Raw genomic sequence first — 21,025 nt, forward strand, 5'->3', positions numbered from 1 at the left:
TGGAGGTGACCGGTACTAATAGGCCGAGGGCTTGTCCTCAGTTGCTCGCGTCCACTGTGTTGGTTCTGAGTTGGTTCTGAAACCACGAACAACCCCATGCCAGGTCACGGTGTGGTGCGGTTGACAGTTTCATAGTGTTTCGGTGGTCATAGCGTGAGGGAAACGCCCGGTTACATTCCGAACCCGGAAGCTAAGCCTTACAGCGCCGATGGTACTGCAGGGGGGACCCTGTGGGAGAGTAGGACACCGCCGAACAAATTTTAGGGAAAACCCCGCACCGTATGGTGCGGGGTTTTCTGCGTTTACAGGCCGGAGAAAAGGCGGTCGAGGGGGCTTGCGCCCCCCGACGGGCTTCAGAGACGGCCGGCCGCCTTTAGAGCGAGGTAGGCGTCCGCGAGTGCGGGCGCCAGGTCGTCCGGGACCGCGTCCACCACCGTCACACCGTGCCGGCGGAGCTGTTCGGCGGTGCGCCGCCGTTCCGTCCGCGCACGGGCGGCCGCCGCGGCCTCGTAGACCGCCTCCACCGAGCCCCGGGCCTCGGCCATCTCGGCGACCTGCGGATCGGCTACCGAGGCCACCAGCACCGTGTGGCGCTGCGTCAGCTGGGGGAGCACCGGCAGGAGGGCCTCTTCGACAGGCGCTGTGTCCAGGCTGGTGAGCAGGACGACCAGCGAACGGCGGGGCGCCGTGCGCAGGACGGTGGCCGTCAGGCCCCGGGCGTCCGTCTCGACGAGTTCCGGTTCCAGCGTCGCCATGGTGTCGACCAGAGCCGGCAGCAGGTGGCTCCCGGTGCGGCCCTGGACCCGGGCGCGGACCCGGCGGTCATAGGCGAGCAGGTCGACGCGGTCGCCCGCGCGGGAGGCGAGGGCCGCCAGCAGCAGCGCGGCGTCCATGGCCGCGTCCAGGCGCGGTGCGTCGCCCACGCGGCCGGCGGCGGTACGGCCGGTGTCCAGGACCAGCAGGATGTGCCGGTCGCGTTCGGGTCGCCAGGTGCGCACGGCCACCGTGGTCTGGCGGGCGGTGGCGCGCCAGTCGATGGAACGGGTGTCGTCGCCGGGCACGTACTCGCGCAGGCTGTCGAACTCCGTGCCCTCACCGCGGGTCAGGACGCTGGTGCGGCCGTCGAGTTCGCGCAGTCGGGCGAGCTTGGACGGCAGGTGCTTGCGGCTGGCGAACGGCGGCAGCACCCGTACCGTCCAGGGGACTTGGTGGGCGCCCTGGCGGGAGACGAGGCCGAGGGGGCCGTAGGAGCGGAGGGTGACGCGGTCGGCCTGGCGGTCGCCGCGGCGGGTGGGGCGCAGCCGGGTGGTGAGGCGGCGGCGTTCGCCCGGAGGCGCCGTCAGGCGGTGGCGGGAGGCCGTCGTCTCCGTGCCGGGCTGCCAACTGCTGGGCGGCCAGGCGTCGCGGAGGTCGGCGCGCAGCGGGCGCCGGGTGGTGTTGGTGACGGTGAGGGTGACGTCGGCGGTGTCGCCCAGGCGGGCGGAGGTGTCGCCGGAACGGGTCAGACCGAGGCGTCGTACCGGGGCGGCGAGGGCGTAGTCGCAGGCGCAGGCGAGGGCCAGGGGCGCGTTCACGGCGAGCAGGCCCGTCCAGCCGGCGTCCCAGAGGCCGACGGGGAGGGAGCCGAGGGCCGCCAGGAGCGCGGTGCGTCCGGTGAGGGCCATCAGCGGGGGACCGGGACGTGGGCGAGGATCGCGTTGATCACCGAGTCCGTGGTGACGCCCTCCATCTCGGCCTCCGGGCGCAGTTGTACGCGGTGGCGCAGGGTGGGCAGGGCGAGGGCCTTGACGTCGTCGGGGATGACGTAGTCGCGGCCGGTCAGCCAGGCCCAGGCGCGGGCGGTGGAGAGCAGGGCGGTGGCGCCGCGCGGGGAGACGCCGAGGGTGAGGGAGGGCGATTCGCGGGTGGCGCGGCAGAGGTCGACGACGTAGGCGGCGATCTCGGGGGAGACGGTGGTCTTGGCGATGGCCGTGCGGGCCGCGTCGAGGTCGGCGGGGCCGGCGACGGGGCGTACGCCGGCGGCGTGCAGGTCGCGCGGGTCGAAGCCGGCGGCGTGACGGGTGAGGACGTCGATCTCGTCCTGGCGGGAGGGCAGGGGGATGGTGAGTTTGAGGAGGAAGCGGTCGAGCTGGGCTTCGGGCAGCGGGTAGGTGCCCTCGTACTCGACGGGGTTCTGGGTGGCGATGACCAGGAAGGGGTCGGGGAGTGGGCGCGGGTTGCCGTCGACGGTGACCTGGCGTTCCTCCATCGCCTCCAGCAGCGCGGACTGGGTCTTGGGCGGGGTGCGGTTGATCTCGTCGGCGAGGAGGAGGTGGGTGAAGACCGGGCCGGGCTGGAAGGAGAAGGCGGCGGTGCGGGCGTCGTAGACGAGGGAGCCGGTGATGTCGCCGGGCATCAGGTCGGGGGTGAACTGGACGCGTTTGGTGTCGAGTTCGAGGGCGGCGGCGAGGGTGCGCACGAGGAGTGTCTTGGCGACGCCGGGGACGCCTTCGAGCAGGACGTGGCCGCGGCACAGGAGGGCGACGACGAGGCCGGTCACGGCGGGGTCCTGGCCGACCACGGCCTTGGCGATCTCGGCGCGCAGGGCTTCGAGGGCGGACCGGGCGGCGGCCGCGTCCTCGGTGTGCCCGGCGTTGTCAGTGGTCGGGTCCATCATGGACGGCGTACCTCTCTTTCGAGGGCGTCGAGTCGGTCGGCGAGGGAGACGAGGGCCGCGTCGTCGCCGGGCGGCGGGCCGAAGAGGAGGTCGTGCAGGGGCCGCGCGTCGCCGTGGAGGTGGGCGGACAGCGCGGGGAGGAGGGTCTCGGGCGTGTGCGCCTGGGTGGCGGGGACGCCGACGAGGGGGGCGAGGCGGGTACGGGTGGTGGTGCGCAGCGCGGTGGCGGCGCGGTCGCGGGCGTTCACCTTGCGGTAGAGGCGGGCGCGGCCTTCGACGGTTTCGGAGGCGCGGATCGCGACGGGGAGTTTTTCGAGGACGAGGGGGCCGAACCGGCGGGCCCGCCACAGGGCGGCCAGGGCGGCGGCGATGAACAGCTGGAGGGCGGCCCACAGCCAGCCGGACGGGAGCAGGTCGAAGAAGCCGCGCTCGCCGGTGTCGGGGGCGGCCGAGGCGTCGGCGAGGGAGGGCAGGTACCAGACGAGGTGGGGGCGCGAGCCGAGGAGTTGCAGGGCGAGCGAGGCGTTGCCCTGCTGGGCGAGGCGCTCGTTGTAGAGGATGTCGGGGGCGCCGAGGAGGACGGTGTCGCCGCCCCGGGACTGCGGGACGCGCAGCAGGGTGGGCAGGCCGTCGGCCGGGTAGCAGGCGTCGGAGCCGTGCGCGGTGGTGGCGTAGCGGTAGCGGATGCCGCCGGTCTCCGCGGTGCCGGCGCGGCGGGCGGCGGGCAGGGCGCAGGCGGGGGCGAGCGCGGTGTCGTAGCTGGGGGCGGGGGCGGCGGTGACGCCGGGGGCGAGGCGGCCGACGGAGGGCGTGTCGGGTGCGACGAGGACGGTGCGGGCGCCGGAGGCGGTGGTCGCCGTGTGCAGCAGGGTCTGCTGGTGGTCGGTGAGCAGGTCGGGGGCGGCGACGAGGAGGGTGGTGTCCGGGCCGGCGGCGGTGCGGGCCTGGTCGAGGGTGGTGACCACGCGGGTGCGCACGCCGTGGTCGGCGAGGAGGGCGGCGACGGCGCGGCTGCCGTAGGGGTCGGCGGAGCGCGGGTCGAGGCGGCCGTGCTGGTCGGCGGAGCGCAGTGCGGCGAGGGCGAGGGCGCCCGCGATCAGCAGGACGAGGGCGAGGAGGACGCCGCGGGCGCGGGTCCACCGCTGGCGGACAGTGGGGGTGACGGAGGTGGCGGCGGAGGGTGTCCCGGTCGCGGTGGGGGTGGCCGGTGTGCCGGTTGCGGTGGGGGCGGTCATCCGGCGGCTCCCTGGTGGGTGTGGGGGGCCGTGGCGGGGTCGCCGGCGGTGAGGCGGGGGCGGGTGCGCCGGAGTTCGTCGTCGAGTTCGGCGATGCGCCGGTACGCCTGCTCGGTGGCGGCGCGGCCGCCGTAGGTGACGTCGTCGAAGTCCCGGGCGGCGGCGTGCAGCCGGCCGGTGTGGTCGGGCAGGGCGCGGCCGGCCTCGGCGGCGGCCTCGTCGGCGGTGCGGCCGGGGCGGGTGTCGAGGAGGGCGCGTTCCTCCAGGGAGCGGACGAGGGCGCGCATGCGTTCCTGGAGGGCCTGGTTCCAGTGGCCCTGGGCGGCGTGCGCCTCGGCGGCGGCGCGGTGGTCGGCGGCGCTGCGGGGGCGGTCGTCGAAGAGGGCGGGGGCCGAGACGGGTGCGCGGCGCGGGGTGCCCAGACGCCACCACAGGGCGCCCAGCACCGCGAGGACGGCCACGACGACGATGACGAGGCCGGTCGCTCCGCCCGGTGTCACGCCCGACGCGGAGCCGAACAGCTTGTCGAGCCAGTCCCAGAGGTGGTCGAGGGCGCGGCGCAGCAGGCCGGGGTCGTTCTCGTGGTACATCCGTTTGGACAGCTCGCGCCGGGCCGCCTCCCGCGCGGGGTCGCGCGGGAGGGTGACGGGGGGTTCCCCGTCGGAACGCGCCTGGCTGAGCAGGGCGGCGGCGTGGGCGGGCAGCAAGGGGCGTACGGCTTCGTGGGCCGTGTGCCCGAGCGCGGGCAGCGCGGTGAGAACTCCCCCCGGCGAGTTCACCGCATCAGCTCCCCGAGGCGGGCGTGGCGGGGTTCTGGACGCCGGCGGCGCGGGCCAGTTCGAGGTCGAGGGCTTCGCGGCGGATGCGCTGGTCGATGTAGAGGAGCACGGTGGCGCCGGCGCTGATCGGGAACTTGATCATGGAGCCGATCACCGCGCCGATCCCGCTGACCAGGAGGTAGGTCCAGCTGAGGCTGCTGTCGCCGTTCAGCATGCCGGAGATGCCGTCGTCGCTCATCGCCGCGCCGACGATGCCGAACGGGATGACGATCACCGCGGAGACGATGCCGGCGATGACGGCGGCCAGCAGCTGGATGCCGAAGACCCGCCACCAGGCGCCCTTGACCAGTTTGACCGAGCGGCTCATCGCCTTCCTGACGCTCTGCTTCTCCAGCATCAGCGCGGGCGAGGCCAGCGAGAAGCGGACCACCAGCCAGATCGCCACCGCGCCGGCGCCCAGGGCGCCCAGGGCGGCGAGGCCGGTGCCCGCGACGGGCGAACCGGACAGGCCGACGAGGATGCCGGGCAGCAGACCGAGGGCGAAGACGCCGAGGCCGATGACGAGCAGGAGGAGGATCAGGCCGAAGAGCCTGAGGAGCTGGGGGCGCGAGTCGCGCCAGGCCTCGGCGACGGTGACCGGCTTGCCCAGGACGGCGCGGCTGGTGGCCGTGGTGAGCAGGGCGGTGGCCAGGACGGTGCCGATGAGGGAGACCAGGAAGACGACGCCGGAGCCGAGCATCGCGCTGCGCATGGCGCGCAGCAGTTCGCCGCTGGTGGCGTTCGGGTCGTTGAGCGCCTGGGTGCTGGTGGTGCCGAGGATCAGGCGTTGCACCAGGATGAGGACGATCTGGGTGACGACCGCGACGGCCAGGGAGATGCCGAGGACGGCGCGCCAGTGGGTGCGCATGGTGGTGACGGCGCCGTCGAGTATCTCGCCCACGCCCAGCGGGCGCAGCGGGATCACGCCGGGCTTGGCCGCGGGCGGCGGTCCGCCCCAGCCTCCGCCCCAGGCGCCGTAGCCGGGGCCGTGGCCGCCGGGGACTCCGTAACCGGGGGCGCCGTAGCCGGGGCCGCCAGGGCCGCCGTAGCCGCCGGGGCCGGGCGGGCCGTAGCCGCCGGGGGCGCCGCCGGCAGGGGGTGTGCCCCAGCCGGGGGCGGGGGGCGGCGGGGGTGCGCTCTGGCCGGGAGGGCCGGGCGGGCCGGAGGGCGGTGCGGCCGGGGTTCCGGTGGGCGCGGACCACTGGCCGGGGGGCGGCTGTTCCTTGGACCACTTCACGCCGGAGCCCGCCGGTGGCGTGCCCGGCCGGTCCGCGGGCTGCGCGGGAGCGGGGCGCTCGGCGGCGTCGCCAGGTCCGGACGTACCGGGGCGCTGGTCGTCGGACGGGGCGGATCCGGGCGAGGACCAGCCCGGAGTGTCGTTCATCGTCGCTCCTTCACGGTGCCCGTCCGCGGTCGCGGCGGCAGGTTGGCTGCCATCGTGCCATGGGGTGGTCTTCGGCTGTCCGGCAGCGGTAGGGGCTGTGGCGCTTCAATTGTCCGGGGGATACGGGGAAGACTGACGGCATGGCTGATCAGTACGCGCAGACTCGTGAGGACAATCGGCCGGCGGGTTCCCCGGCCATCCGCTGGGAGGAGCCGCCCGAGGGTCCGGTCGTGGTGCTCCTCGACCAGACCAGGCTGCCCGCCGAAGAGGTCGAACTGGTGTGCACGGACGCGCCCGCGCTGGTCGAGGCGATCCGGTCGCTGGCCGTGCGCGGGGCGCCGTTGCTCGGCATCGCGGGGGCGTACGGGGTCGCGCTCGCCGCCGCCCGGGGCTTCGAGGTGGACGACGCGGCCGCCGCGCTGGCCGGCGCCCGGCCCACGGCGGTGAACCTGTCCGTGGGCGTGCGCCGGGCGCAGTCCGCCTACCGGGCCGCGCTCGCCCGTACCGGTGATCCGCGGCAGGCCGCCCCGGCGGCGCTGGCCGCGGCGCGGCAGCTGCACCAGGAGGACGCCCGGGCCAGCGCCCGGATGGCCGAGCACGGGCTGGCGCTGCTGGACGAGCTGCTGCCCGGCGGCGGGCACCGCGTCCTCACCCACTGCAACACCGGCTCGCTGGTGTCGGGCGGCGAGGGCACGGCGTTCGCGGTGGCGCTCGCCGCGCACCGGGCGGGGCGGCTGCGCAGGCTGTGGGTGGACGAGACCCGGCCGCTGTTCCAGGGCGCGCGGTTGACCGCGTACGAGGCGGCCCGCAACGATCTGGCGTACACGCTGCTCACCGACAACGCGGCGGGGTCGCTGTTCGCGGCCGGCGAGGTGGACGCGGTGCTGGTGGGCGCGGACCGGATCGCGGCGGACGGCTCGGTGGCGAACAAGGTGGGCACATATCCGCTGGCGGTGCTCGCCCGCTACCACCACGTGCCGTTCGTCGTGGTGGCCCCGGTGACGACGGTGGATCTGGACACCCCGGACGCGGGGTCCATCGAGGTAGAGCAGCGGCCCGGGTACGAGGTGACCGAGCTGATCGCCCCCCAGATGCCGGCGACCGGGGCGGGCAGCGGTATCCCGGTGGCGCCGCTGGGCACCCAGGCGTACAACCCGGCGTTCGACGTGACCCCGGCCGAGTTGGTGACCGCGATCGTCACCGAGGAGGGCGCGCTGTCGCCGGTGACCGGCAAGGGGCTCGCCGAGCTGTGCGCGCGGTCGCGGCAGGCGGCTTCGGCCACGTAGGACCTGCGGTGCGGAACCGGTTCGGGCTGGTCCGGACCGGTTCGGTGGGGTTCGGTTTGGTTCGGGTCGGGCTCGTGGGGTCCGGCTCGGACCGGACGGACCCTCCGTTCCCGTTTCGGCGCGCGGCGGTGTTCTCGGGGCGAGGGCAGACAGTGACGGCTCGATACGACTATCGTCACAGGCCAGTGAGCTGCCTCACCTGGATCTTCGCAGCCGTTACGAGAATGGGATGATGTCGTTCATGAAGGGACGAGTCCTTGTCGTCGACGACGACACCGCACTGGCCGAGATGCTCGGGATCGTGCTGCGTGGTGAAGGTTTCGAGCCGTCGTTTGTGGCCGACGGCGACAAGGCGCTGGCCGCTTTCCGGGAGGCGAAGCCCGATCTGGTGCTGCTGGACCTGATGCTGCCCGGACGGGACGGCATCGAGGTGTGCCGCCTGATCCGGGCCGAGTCCGGGGTGCCGATCGTGATGCTGACGGCCAAGAGCGACACCGTCGACGTCGTCGTGGGCCTGGAGTCCGGCGCCGACGACTACATCGTGAAGCCGTTCAAGCCCAAGGAGCTGGTCGCCCGTATCCGGGCGCGGCTGCGCAGGTCGGAGGAGCCGGCGCCGGAGCAGCTGGCCATCGGCGACCTCGTCATCGACGTGGCCGGGCACTCCGTGAAGCGCGACGGCCAGTCGATCGCGCTGACCCCGCTGGAGTTCGACCTGCTGGTCGCGCTCGCCCGCAAGCCGTGGCAGGTGTTCACCCGCGAGGTCCTGCTGGAGCAGGTGTGGGGTTACCGCCACGCGGCGGACACGCGCCTGGTCAACGTGCACGTCCAGCGGCTGCGCTCCAAGGTCGAGAAGGACCCGGAGAAGCCCGAGATCGTGGTGACCGTCCGCGGTGTCGGCTACAAGGCCGGGCCCAGCTGACATGACCGGAGACAGTGCCGCTTCGGCGTCCGGACGGTCCGGAACCCGCACGGGGCGGCCTGTCGGCCGATCGGGTGCGGGTTCGCGCTGGGGACGCCTCCTGGAGGGCGGGCTGCTGCACGGAGGCGTGCAGGGCAGCCCCGTACTGCGCCTGCTCATACGCTGGGTGCGCCGGCCGCTGCTGCCGGTCATGCGGCTGTGGCGGCGCAACATCCAGCTCAAGGTCGTCGCCACCACGCTGCTGATGTCGCTCGGCGTCGTCCTGCTGCTGGGCTTCGTCGTGATCGGCCAGGTGCGCAACGGACTGCTGGACGCCAAGGTGAAGGCGTCGCAGAGCCAGGCCACCGGCGGGTTCGCGGTCGCCAAGCAGAAGGCGGACGAGGCCGCGGCCGGCACCGCCGACGACGGCGCCTCCGGTGACGCCCGCGCCTCCCAGAACCTCATCTCGTGGATGAGCGAGCTGGTCTCCTCGCTCTCCAGCGGCGGCCAGGGCGCCTTCGACGTGGTCACGCTGCCCACCGACGACGGCACCGGCGGCCGCGGCCCGCGCGCCTCCGGCCGGGTGGACCCCGCCGCGAGCGTCCCCGAGGACCTGCGGGCGCGGATCAACGGCAGCATGACCGCCGCCCAGAGCTACACCCGGATCATCTACAAGGACACCGACAAGAATCCGCAGCCCGCGCTGGTCATCGGCAAGCAGGTCAACGACCCCAACGGCGACCCGTACCAGCTGTACTACCTCTTCCCGCTCAGCCAGGAGGAGAAGTCGCTCAGCCTGGTCAAGGGGACGCTGGCGACGGCGGGCCTGTTCGTCGTCGTCCTGCTCGGCGCCATCGCCTGGCTCGTGGTGCGCCAGGTCGTCACGCCCGTGCGGATGGCGGCCGGCATCGCCGAGCGGCTGTCGGCCGGCCGGCTCCAGGAGCGGATGAAGGTCACCGGCGAGGACGACATCGCCCGGCTCGGCGAGGCCTTCAACAAGATGGCGCAGAACCTCCAGCTGAAGATCAACCAGCTGGAGGACCTGTCGCGGATGCAGCGCCGTTTCGTCTCCGACGTCTCGCACGAGCTGCGTACGCCGCTGACGACCGTGCGGATGGCCGCCGACGTCATCCACGAGGCGCGCGAGGACTTCGACCCGGTCACCGCCCGTTCGGCGGAACTCCTGCTGGACCAGGTGGACCGGTTCGAGTCGCTGCTCGCCGACCTGCTGGAGATCAGCCGCTTCGACGCGGGCGCCGCCGCGCTGGACGCCGACGCGATCGACCTGCGCGAGGTCGTACGGCGGGTGGTCAGCGGGGCCGAACCGCTCGCCGAGCGCAAGGGCACCCTGATACGCGTCGTCGGCGACCAGCAGCCCGTCGTCGCCGAGGCCGACGCGCGCCGCCTGGAGCGCGTCCTGCGCAACCTCGTCGTCAACGCCGTCGAGCACGGCGAGGGCCGGGACGTCGTCGTCAAGCTCGCCGCGGCGGGCGGCGCGGTCGCCGTCGCGGTCCGCGACTACGGCGTCGGGCTCAAGCCGGGCGAGGCGACCCGCGTCTTCAGCCGCTTCTGGCGCGCCGACCCGGCACGCGCGCGGACCACCGGCGGCACAGGCCTCGGGCTGTCCATCGCCCTGGAGGACGCGCGGCTGCACGGCGGCTGGCTCCAGGCGTGGGGCGAGCCGGGCGGCGGCTCGCAGTTCCGGCTGACGCTGCCCCGGACGGCGGACGAACCGCTGCGCGGCTCGCCGATCCCGCTCGAACCCAAGGACTCGCGCCGCAACCGGGGGCTGGGCGACGCCGCCGCCAAGGACGGTGCCAAGCCGGCCACCGTGCCGGTGCAGCCCTCCGGCGAGCGGTCGGCACCGGGCCGGGACCCGATAGCGGCCCGCCCGGCCGTGCAGGCGCCCACCGCCGACCCGACGGCGCTGCCCGGCAACGGCGCGCGCGTGGTGCCCCGGCCCGCCTCGGGCGGCCGGCGGCCGGAGACGGCGCCCGGCGCGGAGGCGGCCAAGGAACGGAGCGCGGGCTCCGCGGACCCGGAGGGAGCCGGGGTGCGGGACGCGCAGCAGCAAGGGGAGGCATTTCGTGGGCGCTGAGCGCGAGGGGGGCGCGCGGCGTCGGCCGATGCGCGCGGTGGCGTACGCCGCCTGTGGGACGGTTCTGCTGGCCGGGTGCGCCTCGATGCCCGACAGCGGCGACCTGCGCGACGTGGAGTCCACCCAGCGCCAGGACGCCGAGGTACGGGTGTTCGCCATGCCGCCGCGTGAGGACGCCCCGCCCGCGGAGATCGTGCAGGGCTTCCTGGAGGCGCTGACCAGCGACGACCCCACGTACGCGACGGCGCGCCAGTATCTGACCGCGGCGGCCTCGCGGCAGTGGGACCCGGAGGAGTCCACGACCGTCCTCGCCAACGGGCCGGACATCCGCACCGAGCGCTCGGCCGGACGCGAGGACGCCGGTGACTACGGGGTCACGCTGACCGGCAGCAAGGTGGCCCGGGTGGACCGGCAGCAGTCGTACGCGCCGCTGGAGGGGCACTACGGGCAGGCGGTGCACCTGACGCGGGACAAGAAGACCGAGCAGTGGCGCATCGACGCGCCGCCGCAGGGCGTCGTCATGGGCCAGTCGGACTTCCAGCGCAACTACATGTCCGTCAACAAGTACTACTTCGCCTCCAACACCAGGGCCGTGGCGGGGACGCCGGCGACGGCCGTCGCCGACCCCGTCTTCGTGCGCCGGCGGGTGGACGCGATGACGCAGACGGTGCGCTCCGTCCTGGCCGGTCCCACGCACTGGCTGCGGCCGGTGGTCCGGTCGAGCTTCCCGACCGGTGCGGCGCTGCGCAAGGGCGTCACCGCCCTGTCGCCCGACGACCAGAACCGGCTGACGGTGCCGCTGGACGTGAAGGCGTCCCGGGTCGGCGGCGCGCGGTGCTCGGAGATGGCGACCCAGCTGCTGTTCACGCTGCAGAACCTGACGCCGACCGTGGACGCGGTGACCTTGCAGGGGGCGGACGGGCAGACGCTGTGCGCGCTCGGCGAGGACCAGGCGCGGGCCGTCGCCGCGCGCGGCTCCGAGAAGCGGCCCGAGTACCTGTACCTCCTCGACGACAAGCGCCGCCTGGTGCGGATGTCCGGCGGCAGCGCCGTGACGGGCGCCGAACCGGTGCCGGGCGCGCTGGGCGAGGGCGCGCAGAAACTCAGCTCGGCGGCCGTGTCGTGGGACGAGCGCACCGCGGCCGGGATCGGCTTCGACAAGAAGTCGCTGTTCGTCGGATCGCTGGTGTCGGGCGGCCCGCTCGGCGACCCCGTGCTGACGAGCCGGGGCGCCACCGAGGACGACCGGCTGACCGCGCCCAGCTGGGACGCGCGCGGTGATCTGTGGGTGGCCGACCGCGATCCCTCACGGCCGCGGCTGCTGGTGCTGGAGCAGGGTGCCGGGCGTCCCGTCGAGGTGACGGTGCCCGGACTCGACGGGCGCGTCGACGCGGTGCGGGTGGCCGCCGACGGGGTGCGCATAGCGCTGGTCGTCCAGCACGAGGACGGCAACAGCTCACTGGTCGTCGGCCGGATCGAGCGCGACACGAGCGGCGACCGGCCGGCGGTGTCGGTGCTGGAGCTGCGGCCCGCCGCGCCCGAGCTGGAGGACGTCACCGCCATGTCGTGGGCGGGCGACAGCCGGCTCGTGGTGGCCGGGCAGGAACAGGGCGGCGTCCAGACGATGCGGTACGTCCAGGTCGACGGCTCCACGCCCGAGGGGCCGACGCCGGCCGCGCTCACCGGGGTGCGGTCGATCGCCGCGTCCGAGGACGACCGGCTGCCGCTGGTGGCGTACTCGTCGGCGGACGGCATCGTGCGGCTGCCGGCCGGGGCGCAGTGGCAGAAGGTGCTCAAGGAGGGGGCGGCGCCGGTCTATCCCGGGTGACGTCGTCCCCGTCGTCCCCGTCGTCCCCGTCGTTCTCGCCGCGCTCGTCTCGCACTCGCTCCCCGCTCGTGCCTCCCGCCCGCGCTTCTCGACTGTGGCCTCACTCGTGTGAGTGAACGGTCGGGAAGCGTGGGCGGAGTTGTCCACAGGCTTGTGGGGCGCGTTGTCCACAGGGGTGGCCGAGGCCGTGCCGCGTGGGCACAGTGGAGGTGTGCACGGGTGGTGGCAGGACCTCACCGACCTGGTGCTGCCGGCCGATTGCGCGGGGTGCGGCAGGCCGCGCACGGTGCTGTGCCCCCGGTGCCGTGCCGTCCTGCGCGGGTCCGGGCCGCGGTGGGTGCGGCCGACGCCGGAGCCGTCCGGGCTGCCCGCCGTGCACGCGGCGGCGCCCTACGCGGACGAGGTGCGGGCCGTGCTCCTCGCCCACAAGGAGCGCGGCGCGCTGTCCCTCGCGGCTCCGCTGGGCGCGGCGCTGGCGGGCGCGGTGCTGGCCGGGCTTCGGTGGGCCGGGTTGCGGTGGACCGGGGCGGTGGGCGCGACGGCCGCGCGCGGCGCCGGGTACGGGGGCGTGGGGCCCGTGCTGCTGGTTCCCGTGCCGTCGGCGCGGCGTGCCGTGCGGGCGCGGGGGCACGATCCGGCGCGGCGGATCGCGCTCGCGGCGGCCGCCGAGCTGCGCCGGACGGGGACGCCTGCCCGGGCGCCGGCGGTGCTGCGGCAGCGGCGTGCGGTGGCCGACCAGGCGGGACTGGACTCCCGGCAGCGGCAGGCCAACCTGGCCGGTGCGCTGGAGGTGGCGCCGGGCGGTGTGCGCCTGCTGCGGCGCGGGCCGGTCGTGCTGGTGGACGACCTGATGACGACGGGCGCGTCGTTGACGGAGGCGGCACGCGCGGTGTCATCGGCCGTGTACACCGCGCGCGCCCGGGAAGGGATGGTGCTACGGAACTCGGGAACACGACGGGGAGAGGAGGGAAACCCGATGTACGGAGCATCGGAAAGGGCGGGCGCGTACGGCGTCGGCGAAGTGATCTGCGCGGCCGTCGTGGCGTCGTCGCCGGTTTCCTTCGGAATAAACACAGGAACTGACTGAGAACGTGCGTCGTTGCAGCTGATAGCAGGGGTAATTCACCTGAACGGAGGTACGCCGCAGTAGAGGGTGACGTCATCCGTCCGGGCGAGATATGTTCGGTGGTGAGGGGAAAGGCGCAGGCCGCTCCCGTCATATCGGAATGCCGTGCAGCGTGTTCGCGGAATTTTTTCCCGCAATCGCCCGCCGGCAGGGTGGAGATCTCGCCCGCGGGGGAGGAGGAGGTGTACGTCACCGAGTCCGAGGTTCCGGACCTGACCGGAACCGGGTGCGAAAGGGAGACGCTCCGCCGTCGAAGCGGAGCGATCCGGGAACGGAGTTCTGCGTGGACATCGTCGTCAAGGGCCGCAAGACCGAGGTGCCCGAGCGGTTCCGCAAGCACGTGGCCGACAAGCTGAACCTGGAGAAGATCCAGAAGCTCGATGGCAAGGTGATCAGCCTCGACGTCGAGGTGTCCAAGGAGCCCAACCCCCGACAGGCCGACCGGTCCGACCGAGTGGAGATCACGCTCCGCTCCCGCGGTCCGGTGATCCGGGCGGAGGCAGCGGCCAGTGATCCCTACGCGGCGCTCGACATGGCGGCGGAGAAGCTCGGCGCCCGGCTGCGCAAGCAGCACGACAAGCGCTTCTCGCGCCGCGGTGCGCGCCGGATCCCGGCGGCCGAGGTGGCCGACCACGTCCCGGGCGCGGCGACGCTGAACGGCGACGGCCTGGTCGTCGGCCAGGACGAGGCGGACCAGGTGCCCACCAAGAAGGTCGGCTCGCTGGAGGTGCAGGGGGACGGACCCCTCGTCGTCCGCGAGAAGACCCACGTCGCCGCTCCGATGACCCTCGACCAGGCTCTCTACGAGATGGAGCTGGTCGGGCACGACTTCTATCTGTTCGTCGACTCCGAGACCAAGGAGCCCAGCGTCGTCTACCGGCGGCACGCCTACGACTACGGCGTGATCCACCTGAGTACGGACACGATGGTCGCCGAGGAGCCCTCGCCCGACGCGGGCGGGACGCTGGGCGGCTGACCCCGGCCGCCCCCCGGCCCGGCCCGGCCCACGGCCCACGGCCGACCCCGGCCGCGGCTGACGGCTGAACCCGACTGACGGAACCTGACTGACCCCGGCCGGACCCGCCCGGCCGACAGTCGAGCGGTGCCCCTGGAGCGCGCGTGCGCCCCAGGGGCACCGGTGTGCGACCCCCGCGCGCCCCGGTCGCGCCCCCGGCTTGGTCACCTCGGTGCCGACCGGACATGGAATCATGGCCGCAACGGCCCAACCGCTGGGCCGTTGCCTTGGGTTGGCCACGGCACCGCACACCAGGCCACAGCCTCAGGGGGAGGAACAACGATGACGGACAGCTTCGGACCGCCGGCGGACGAGGACGCCGACGGCGTCGCCGGGACGGGCCCCGACCCGGACGCGTCCCGCGCCGAACCGATCAGGGTCCTCGTCGTGGACGACCACGCCCTCTTCCGGCGCGGACTGGAGATCGTGCTCGCCGCCGAGGAGGACATCCAGGTCGTCGGCGAGGCGGGCGACGGCGCCGAGGCCGTCGACAAGGCCGCCGACCTGCTGCCCGACATTGTGCTGATGGACGTCCGGATGCCCAAGCGCGGCGGGATCGAGGCGTGCACCTCCCTCAAGGAGGTGGCCCCCAGCGCGAAGATCATCATGCTGACGATCAGCGACGAGGAAGCCGACCTCTACGACGCCATCAAGGCCGGCGCCACCGGCTACCTCCTCAAGGAGATCTCCACCGACGAGGTGGCCACCGCCATCCGCGCGGTGGCCGACGGCCAGTCGCAGATCAGCCCGTCCATGGCGTCGAAGCTGCTCACCGAGTTCAAGTCGATGATCCAGCGCACCGACGAGCGCCGCCTGGTGCCCGCGCCCCGGCTGACCGACCGCGAGCTGGAGGTCCTCAAGCTCGTCGCCACCGGGATGAACAACCGGGACATCGCCAAGGAGCTGTTCATCTCGGAGAACACCGTGAAGAACCACGTCCGCAACATCCTGGAGAAGCTCCAGCTGCACTCCAGGATGGAAGCGGTGGTCTACGCGATGCGCGAGAAGATCCTCGAGATCCGCTGACCCCGAACCCCGGCAGGGCCCCGCCCCGGCTCGGAGACCGGCTCGCAGACCGGCTCAGGCCAGGGCGCGGGCGAGTTCCAGGACGAGGGGCTCGCGCAGTTCGGGGGCGTCCACGCGTTCGACGCGTACGTCCGTGCAGTCCACCCAGCTCGCCGCCTCGACGAGCGCCTGGGCGACGGACGGCACGGCGCGGGCGCCGTCCAGGGTGATCTGCCGGGCCACCAGCGTGCGGCCCTCGCGGGCGGGGTCCACCCGGCCGACGAGCCGGCCTCCGGCGAGCACCGGCATGGCGAAGTAGCCGTGCACCCGCTTCGGCTTGGGGACGTAGGCCTCCAGGCGGTGGGTGAAGCCGAAGATCCGCTCGGTGCGCGCCCGCTCCCAGACCAGGGAGTCGAACGGCGACAGCAGCGTGGTGCGGTGCCGGCCGCGCGGGGGCGTCGCCAGGGCGGCCGGGTCCGCCCAGGCCGGCTTGGCCCAGCCCTCGACCGTCACCGGGACCAGGCCCGAACCCTCTATCACCGCGTCGACCTGCTCGCCCTTGAGGCGGTGGTAGTCGGCGATGTCCGCGCGCGTGCCCACGCCGAGGGACTGGCCGGCCAGCCGGACCAGCCGGCGCAGGCACTCGGCGTCGTCCAGCTCGTCGTGCAGCAGCTCCGCCGGGACCGCGCGCTCGGCGAGGTCGTAGACCCGCTTCCAGCCGCGCCGCTCGACGCAGACCACCTCGCCGTACATCAGGGCGCGCTCCACGGCGACCTTGGTGCCGGACCAGTCCCACCAGTCGCTGGTCTTCTTGGCGCCGCCCAGCTCGGTGGCGGTCAGCGGGCCCTCGGCGCGCAGCTGCTTGACGACCTGGTCGTAGACGCCCTCGGGCAGCTCGTGGCCCCAGTGCGGGCGGGCGCGGTAGGCGCGGCGGCGGAAGGCGAAGTGCGGCCACTCCTCGATGGGCAGGACGCAGGCGGCGTGCGACCAGTACTCGAAGGCGTGGGCGTCAGTCCAGTAGGCGCGTTCGACGGCCTGGCGGCCCACCGCGCCGAGCCGGGCGTAGGGGATCAGCTCGTGGGAGCGGGCGAGGACCGAGATGGTGTCGAGCTGGACCGCGCCGAGGTGGCGCAGGACGCCCCGGACGCCCGAGCGCCGGTCGGGAGCGCCGAGGAATCCCTGGGCGCGCAGGGCGATCCGGCGGGCTTCGTCCGCCGAGAGGTCGGTGGTGGGGCGCGGGAGCGAGGTCATGACTGAGCACGATAGGCGGCCGCACCGACAGCACGGGCCGAGCTGCGGAAATCCCCACCGGAGGCGCTCACGCGCGCGGGGAGAGAGGCGCTCACGCGCGCGCGGGGAGATACGGCGCCGCCGAGGCGAGGCCCAGGTCGGAGGGGAGCAGGGAGCCCACCCAGCAGTCCCGCCGCGCCCCGTTGTTGTCGAGCGCGGAGCGCAGCGTGCCCTCCACGGTGAAGCCGGCCCGCTCCGCCACCGCGCGCGAGGCCCGGTTGCCCACCTCGGCGCGCCACTCCAGGCGGTCGACGCCGAGGTGGGTGAAGGCCCAGCGGGCGGCGGCGCCGGCGGCCTCGGCGACGTAACCGTTGCCGCGGTGCTCCTTCACCGCCCAGAAGCCGATCTCGGCCGCCCCCGGGGAGCGCATCGTGACGCCGAGCATGCCCGCCAGCTCACCGTGCGGCAGGAAGACGCCGAAGGTGCACATCGAACCGTCCGCCCAGCCCTCGGGAACCTGCTGCTCGACGAAGCCCCGCGCGTGCTCGTAGAGGTAGGGGGAGGGGATCGTGGTCCAGCGCTGGATGTCCGGGGCCTGCGCGGCGGCGTACACGGCGGCGGTGTCCGCGGCGCCGACGGTGCGCAGCAGGAGACGGTCGGTGGTGAGCACGGCGGGTTCCATCGGCCGATTCTGCGCGGGGGCGCGCGCGGACGCCACCGCTTTCGCGGCGTGTGAGCAGCCGGTCGCCCTTCGCGCGATTCACCGGGGCGACGCGGCACCATCGGCGGTCCTGGTCCGTTGTCCTGGGTGAAGGCGACGCACCACAGTGGACGCGTGCCGTCGCGGCAGGCCCTCCCGGCGTGGCGGGGTCCTCGCATACGATGGCCGTTGCTCAGTCAAGTCAAATGGAAACCGACCGTCCCAGGCCCGACCGGCAAGGAGACCAACCCCCGTGTCCGTCCTCTCGAAGATCATGCGTGCAGGCGAAGGCAAGATCCTGCGCAAACTGCACCGCATCGCGGGCCAGGTGAACTCCATCGAAGAGGACTTCGTCGGCCTCTCCGACGCCGAGCTGCGCGCCCTCACCGACGAGTACCGGCAGCGCTACGCGGACGGGGAGAGCCTGGACGACCTGCTGCCCGAGGCGTTCGCCACCGTCCGCGAGGCCGCCAAGCGGGTTCTCGGCCAGCGCCACTACGACGTGCAGCTGATGGGCGGCGCCGCCCTGCACCTGGGCTATGTCGCCGAGATGAAGACCGGTGAGGGCAAGACCCTGGTCGGCACGCTGCCCGCGTACCTGAACGCGCTGTCCGGCGACGGCGTGCACATCGTCACGGTCAACGACTACCTGGCCGAGCGCGACTCCGAGATGATGGGCCGCGTCCACCGGTTCCTGGGCCTGGAGGTCGGCTGCATCCTCGCCAACATGACGCCGGCCCAGCGCCGCGAGCAGTACGCCTGCGACATCACCTACGGCACGAACAACGAGTTCGGGTTCGACTACCTGCGCGACAACATGGCGTGGTCGAAGGACGAACTGGTGCAGCGCGGGCACAACTTCGCCGTCGTGGACGAGGTCGACTCCATCCTGGTCGACGAGGCCCGTACGCCGCTGATCATCTCCGGCCCGGCCGACCAGGCCACCAAGTGGTACGGCGACTTCGCCAAGCTGGTCACCCGGCTGAAGAAGGGCGAGGCGGGCAACCCGCTCAAGGGCGTCGAGGAGACCGGCGACTACGACGTCGACGAGAAGAAGCGCACCGTCGCCATCCACGAGTCCGGCGTCGCCAAGGTCGAGGACTGGCTGGGCATCGACAACCTCTACGAGTCGGTGAACACCCCGCTCGTGGGTTACCTGAACAACGCCATCAAGGCGAAGGAACTGTTCAAGAAGGACAAGGACTACGTCGTCATCGACGGCGAGGTCATGATCGTCGACGAGCACACCGGCCGTATCCTCGCCGGCCGCCGCTACAACGAGGGCATGCACCAGGCGATCGAGGCGAAGGAAGGGGTGGACATCAAGGACGAGAACCAGACGCTCGCCACGATCACCCTCCAGAACTTCTTCCGCCTCTACAGCAAGCTCTGCGGCATGACCGGTACGGCGATGACCGAGGCCGCCGAGTTCCACCAGATCTACAAGCTCGGCGTGGTCCCGATCCCGACGAACAAGCCGATGATCCGCAAGGACCAGTCGGACCTGATCTACCGCACCGAGATCGCCAAGTTCGAGGCGGTCGTGGACGACATCGCCGAGAAGCACGAGAAGGGCCAGCCGATCCTGGTCGGCACCACCTCGGTCGAGAAGTCCGAGTACCTCTCGCAGCAGCTCAGCAAGCGCGGCATCCAGCACGAGGTGCTCAACGCCAAGCAGCACGAGCGGGAGGCGTCCATCGTCGCCCAGGCCGGCCGCAAGGGCGCCGTGACGGTCGCGACCAACATGGCCGGCCGCGGTACGGACATCAAGCTCGGCGGCAACCCCGAGGACCTCGCCGAGGCGGAGCTGCGCCAGCGCGGCCTCGACCCCGAGGAGCACATCGAGGAGTGGGCCGCCGCCCTGCCCGCGGCCCTGGAGAAGGCCGAGGCGGCGGTCAAGGCCGAGAAGGACGAGGTCGAGAAGCTCGGCGGGCTCTACGTCCTGGGCACCGAGCGGCACGAGTCGCGCCGCATCGACAACCAGCTGCGCGGCCGCTCCGGCCGTCAGGGCGACCCGGGCGAGTCCCGCTTCTACCTCTCCCTGGGCGACGACCTGATGCGGCTGTTCAAGGCGCAGATGGTCGAGCGCGTGATGTCGATGGCGAACGTCCCCGACGACGTGCCGATCGAGAACAAGATGGTCACGCGCGCGATCGCCTCCGCGCAGTCGCAGGTGGAGACGCAGAACTTCGAGACCCGCAAGAACGTCCTGAAGTACGACGAGGTCCTCAACCGCCAGCGCGAGGTCATCTACGGCGAGCGGCGCCGCGTCCTGGAGGGCGAGGACCTGCACGAGCAGGTGCAGCACTTCATGAACGACACCATCGACGCCTATGTCGGCGCCGAGACCGCCGAGGGCTTCCCGGAGGACTGGGACCTGGACCGGCTGTGGGGCGCCTTCAAGCAGCTGTACCCGGTGAAGGTCACCGTGGAGGAGCTGGAGGAGGCGGCCGGCGACCGCGCGGGCCTGACGGCCGAGTTCATCGGCGACTCCGTCAAGGACGACATCCGCGAGCAGTACGAGGCGCGCGAGGCGCAGCTCGGCTCGGAGATCATGCGTGAGCTGGAGCGGCGGGTCGTGCTGTCGGTCCTGGACCGCAAGTGGCGCGAGCACCTCTACGAGATGGACTACCTCCAGGAGGGCATCGGCCTGCGCGCGATGGCGCAGAAGGACCCGCTGGTCGAGTACCAGCGCGAGGGCTTCGACATGTTCTCCGCGATGATGGACGGCATCAAGGAGGAGTCCGTCGGCTACCTGTTCAACCTGGAGGTCCAGGTCGAGCAGCAGGTCGAGGAGGTCCCGGTGGAGGACGCCGCGCCGTCCCTGGAGAAGGCGCCGCAGGACGCGGTGCCGGCCCAGGCGGGTGCGCGGCCGGAGATCCGGGCGAAGGGGCTCGACGCTCCGCAGCGGCGGGAGCTGCACTTCTCCGCTCCCACGGTGGACGGTGAGGGCGGTGTCGTCGAGGGTGAGTTCGCCAGCGACGACGAGCCGGTGCGGTCGGAGTCGGACGGGCTGACCCGGGCGGAGCGGCGCAAGCAGGCGAAGGCCGGGCGGCGCCGGAAGAAGTAGCCGCCGCCGCGGGTGAGCGGTGGTTGACGGGGCCGGGTGCTCGAAGCACCCGGCCCCTTCACGTGCCCTGCCGGGGTTCGTGGGTGACCCGGCGGCAGCTGGGCCGGGGGTGAGGAGCGCCGGCCCCGCGCAGGGGGTGCCGCCGCGCCCACCCGTGCCGCCCCAGCGGCACGTATGCCCGCAGCTACGAAGGGGGGTGCTGCCCGCGGCTACGGAGGGGAGTGCTGCCCGCGGCTGCGGGCTCGGATCACGTGTCGCGGGGGCCGCCCAGTTCTACCGCGGTGCAGCGCCAGCGGTGGTCCCGGCCCTGTTCCAGGCGGAAGGCGAGGGCGCGGAGCTGGGGGCCGGCGCCGATGCGGGCGAAGACCTCCAGGGCGTCCGGGCGGGCCTCGTAGTAGCCGATGTCGCGGACGACGGGGCGGGCGCCGCGGGTGCGCAGGGGGCCGCGTTCGGCGAGCCGGGCGAGTTCGTCGTAGGCGCGGCCGGCGGTGTGCCGGAGCATCCAGTGGACCGGCCGCTGTCCGCTCAGCACGGCCAGCAGCCGGTCGGCGAAGAGGTCGCTGGTGACCGGGTGCGGGACCGGACGCAGACCGGTGGCGGCGTCGGTGGCGTACCGCGGCGGGCCCGGGGGGCGGCCGGGGGCCGGCGCGCGGGGCGGGGCGCGTCCGGGATGCGG

16 protein-coding genes and 1 rRNA gene are annotated in these 21,025 nt (G+C 73.3%); 9 read left to right on the plus strand and 8 right to left on the minus strand.

Going from position 1 to position 21,025, the window contains the following annotated elements:
- Positions 1 to 138 precede the first annotated feature (138 nt).
- Positions 139 to 255: ribosomal RNA gene (gene rrf, locus ABEB07_RS14060) — 5S ribosomal RNA — on the plus strand.
- 98 nt (positions 256 to 353) lie between these two features.
- On the opposite strand, the gene ABEB07_RS14065 is transcribed toward rrf, so the two are convergent.
- The 5 genes from ABEB07_RS14065 to ABEB07_RS14085 are packed head-to-tail and all read right to left on the minus strand — an operon-like array spanning position 354 to position 6,093.
- Positions 354 to 1,664: a DUF58 domain-containing protein gene (locus ABEB07_RS14065; RefSeq protein WP_345668619.1), complete on the minus strand. Its 1,311-nt coding sequence runs from the start codon at positions 1,662 to 1,664 to the stop codon at positions 354 to 356.
- Positions 1,664 to 2,653, minus strand: coding sequence for an AAA family ATPase (locus tag ABEB07_RS14070; protein WP_176149236.1), 990 nt, complete (start codon positions 2,651 to 2,653; stop codon positions 1,664 to 1,666). The genes ABEB07_RS14065 and ABEB07_RS14070 overlap by 1 nt, the downstream gene beginning before the upstream one ends.
- Positions 2,653 to 3,891 (minus strand): DUF4350 domain-containing protein, encoded by a 1,239-nt coding sequence (locus ABEB07_RS14075; RefSeq protein WP_345668620.1) that lies wholly within the window; start codon positions 3,889 to 3,891, stop codon positions 2,653 to 2,655. Before ABEB07_RS14075 ends, ABEB07_RS14070 begins: the two co-directional genes overlap by 1 nt.
- The gene (locus tag ABEB07_RS14080) at positions 3,888 to 4,670 is read right to left on the minus strand and encodes a DUF4129 domain-containing protein (RefSeq protein ID WP_176149234.1); all 783 of its coding nucleotides are present in this window, start codon (positions 4,668 to 4,670) and stop codon (positions 3,888 to 3,890) included. The genes ABEB07_RS14075 and ABEB07_RS14080 overlap by 4 nt, the downstream gene beginning before the upstream one ends.
- A 4-nt stretch (positions 4,671 to 4,674) precedes the next feature.
- The gene (locus ABEB07_RS14085) at positions 4,675 to 6,093 is read right to left on the minus strand and encodes a glycerophosphoryl diester phosphodiesterase membrane domain-containing protein (RefSeq protein ID WP_345668622.1); all 1,419 of its coding nucleotides are present in this window, start codon (positions 6,091 to 6,093) and stop codon (positions 4,675 to 4,677) included.
- Positions 6,094 to 6,233: 140 nt separating this feature from the next.
- Here ABEB07_RS14085 and mtnA point away from each other — a divergent pair, with 140 nt between their 5' ends.
- From mtnA to ABEB07_RS14120, 7 genes are all read left to right on the plus strand, one after another.
- Positions 6,234 to 7,379 carry an S-methyl-5-thioribose-1-phosphate isomerase gene (gene mtnA / locus ABEB07_RS14090; RefSeq protein WP_345668623.1) on the plus strand — a complete coding sequence of 382 codons (1,146 nt, stop codon included), beginning with the start codon at positions 6,234 to 6,236 and terminating at the stop codon, positions 7,377 to 7,379.
- 229 nt (positions 7,380 to 7,608) lie between these two features.
- Positions 7,609 to 8,298 (plus strand): two-component system response regulator MtrA, encoded by a 690-nt coding sequence (mtrA, locus tag ABEB07_RS14095; protein WP_009188938.1) that lies wholly within the window; start codon positions 7,609 to 7,611, stop codon positions 8,296 to 8,298.
- A gap of 1 nt (position 8,299) precedes the next feature.
- Entirely contained in the window at positions 8,300 to 10,375 is a 2,076-nt protein-coding gene (gene mtrB / locus ABEB07_RS14100) for an MtrAB system histidine kinase MtrB (protein ID WP_345668625.1), read from the plus strand.
- The gene (locus tag ABEB07_RS14105; RefSeq protein ID WP_345668626.1) at positions 10,365 to 12,203 is read left to right on the plus strand and encodes an LpqB family beta-propeller domain-containing protein; all 1,839 of its coding nucleotides are present in this window, start codon (positions 10,365 to 10,367) and stop codon (positions 12,201 to 12,203) included. The genes mtrB and ABEB07_RS14105 overlap by 11 nt, the downstream gene beginning before the upstream one ends.
- Before the next feature lie 211 nt (positions 12,204 to 12,414).
- Positions 12,415 to 13,290 carry a ComF family protein gene (locus ABEB07_RS14110; protein WP_345668627.1) on the plus strand — a complete coding sequence of 292 codons (876 nt, stop codon included), beginning with the start codon at positions 12,415 to 12,417 and terminating at the stop codon, positions 13,288 to 13,290.
- A 322-nt stretch (positions 13,291 to 13,612) separates the two neighbouring features.
- Positions 13,613 to 14,305, plus strand: a complete 693-nt coding sequence (gene hpf, locus ABEB07_RS14115; protein WP_164587158.1) for a ribosome hibernation-promoting factor, HPF/YfiA family — start codon at positions 13,613 to 13,615, stop codon at positions 14,303 to 14,305.
- 321 nt (positions 14,306 to 14,626) lie between these two features.
- Complete coding sequence (locus ABEB07_RS14120) at positions 14,627 to 15,370, plus strand: response regulator (RefSeq protein ID WP_164587157.1); 744 nt, start codon at positions 14,627 to 14,629, stop codon at positions 15,368 to 15,370.
- A 54-nt stretch (positions 15,371 to 15,424) separates the two neighbouring features.
- Here the strand turns inward: ABEB07_RS14120 and ABEB07_RS14125 are convergent, their stop codons facing one another.
- Entirely contained in the window at positions 15,425 to 16,600 is a 1,176-nt protein-coding gene (locus ABEB07_RS14125; protein WP_176149227.1) for a winged helix-turn-helix domain-containing protein, read from the minus strand.
- Positions 16,601 to 16,691: 91 nt separating this feature from the next.
- Positions 16,692 to 17,261, minus strand: a complete 570-nt coding sequence (locus ABEB07_RS14130; RefSeq protein WP_345668628.1) for a GNAT family N-acetyltransferase — start codon at positions 17,259 to 17,261, stop codon at positions 16,692 to 16,694.
- Between the two features lie 271 nt (positions 17,262 to 17,532).
- Here ABEB07_RS14130 and secA point away from each other — a divergent pair, with 271 nt between their 5' ends.
- Complete coding sequence (gene secA, locus ABEB07_RS14135) at positions 17,533 to 20,349, plus strand: preprotein translocase subunit SecA (protein WP_176149225.1); 2,817 nt, start codon at positions 17,533 to 17,535, stop codon at positions 20,347 to 20,349.
- Positions 20,350 to 20,596: 247 nt separating this feature from the next.
- On the opposite strand, the gene ABEB07_RS14140 is transcribed toward secA, so the two are convergent.
- The coding region (locus tag ABEB07_RS14140) for an Rv3235 family protein (RefSeq protein WP_345668629.1) at positions 20,597 to 21,025 on the minus strand (429 nt) is incomplete at its 5' end.

It is taken from the genome of Streptomyces similanensis (genome assembly GCF_039543625.1).
In the GTDB taxonomy this organism is placed as follows: domain Bacteria; phylum Actinomycetota; class Actinomycetes; order Streptomycetales; family Streptomycetaceae; genus Streptomyces; species Streptomyces similanensis.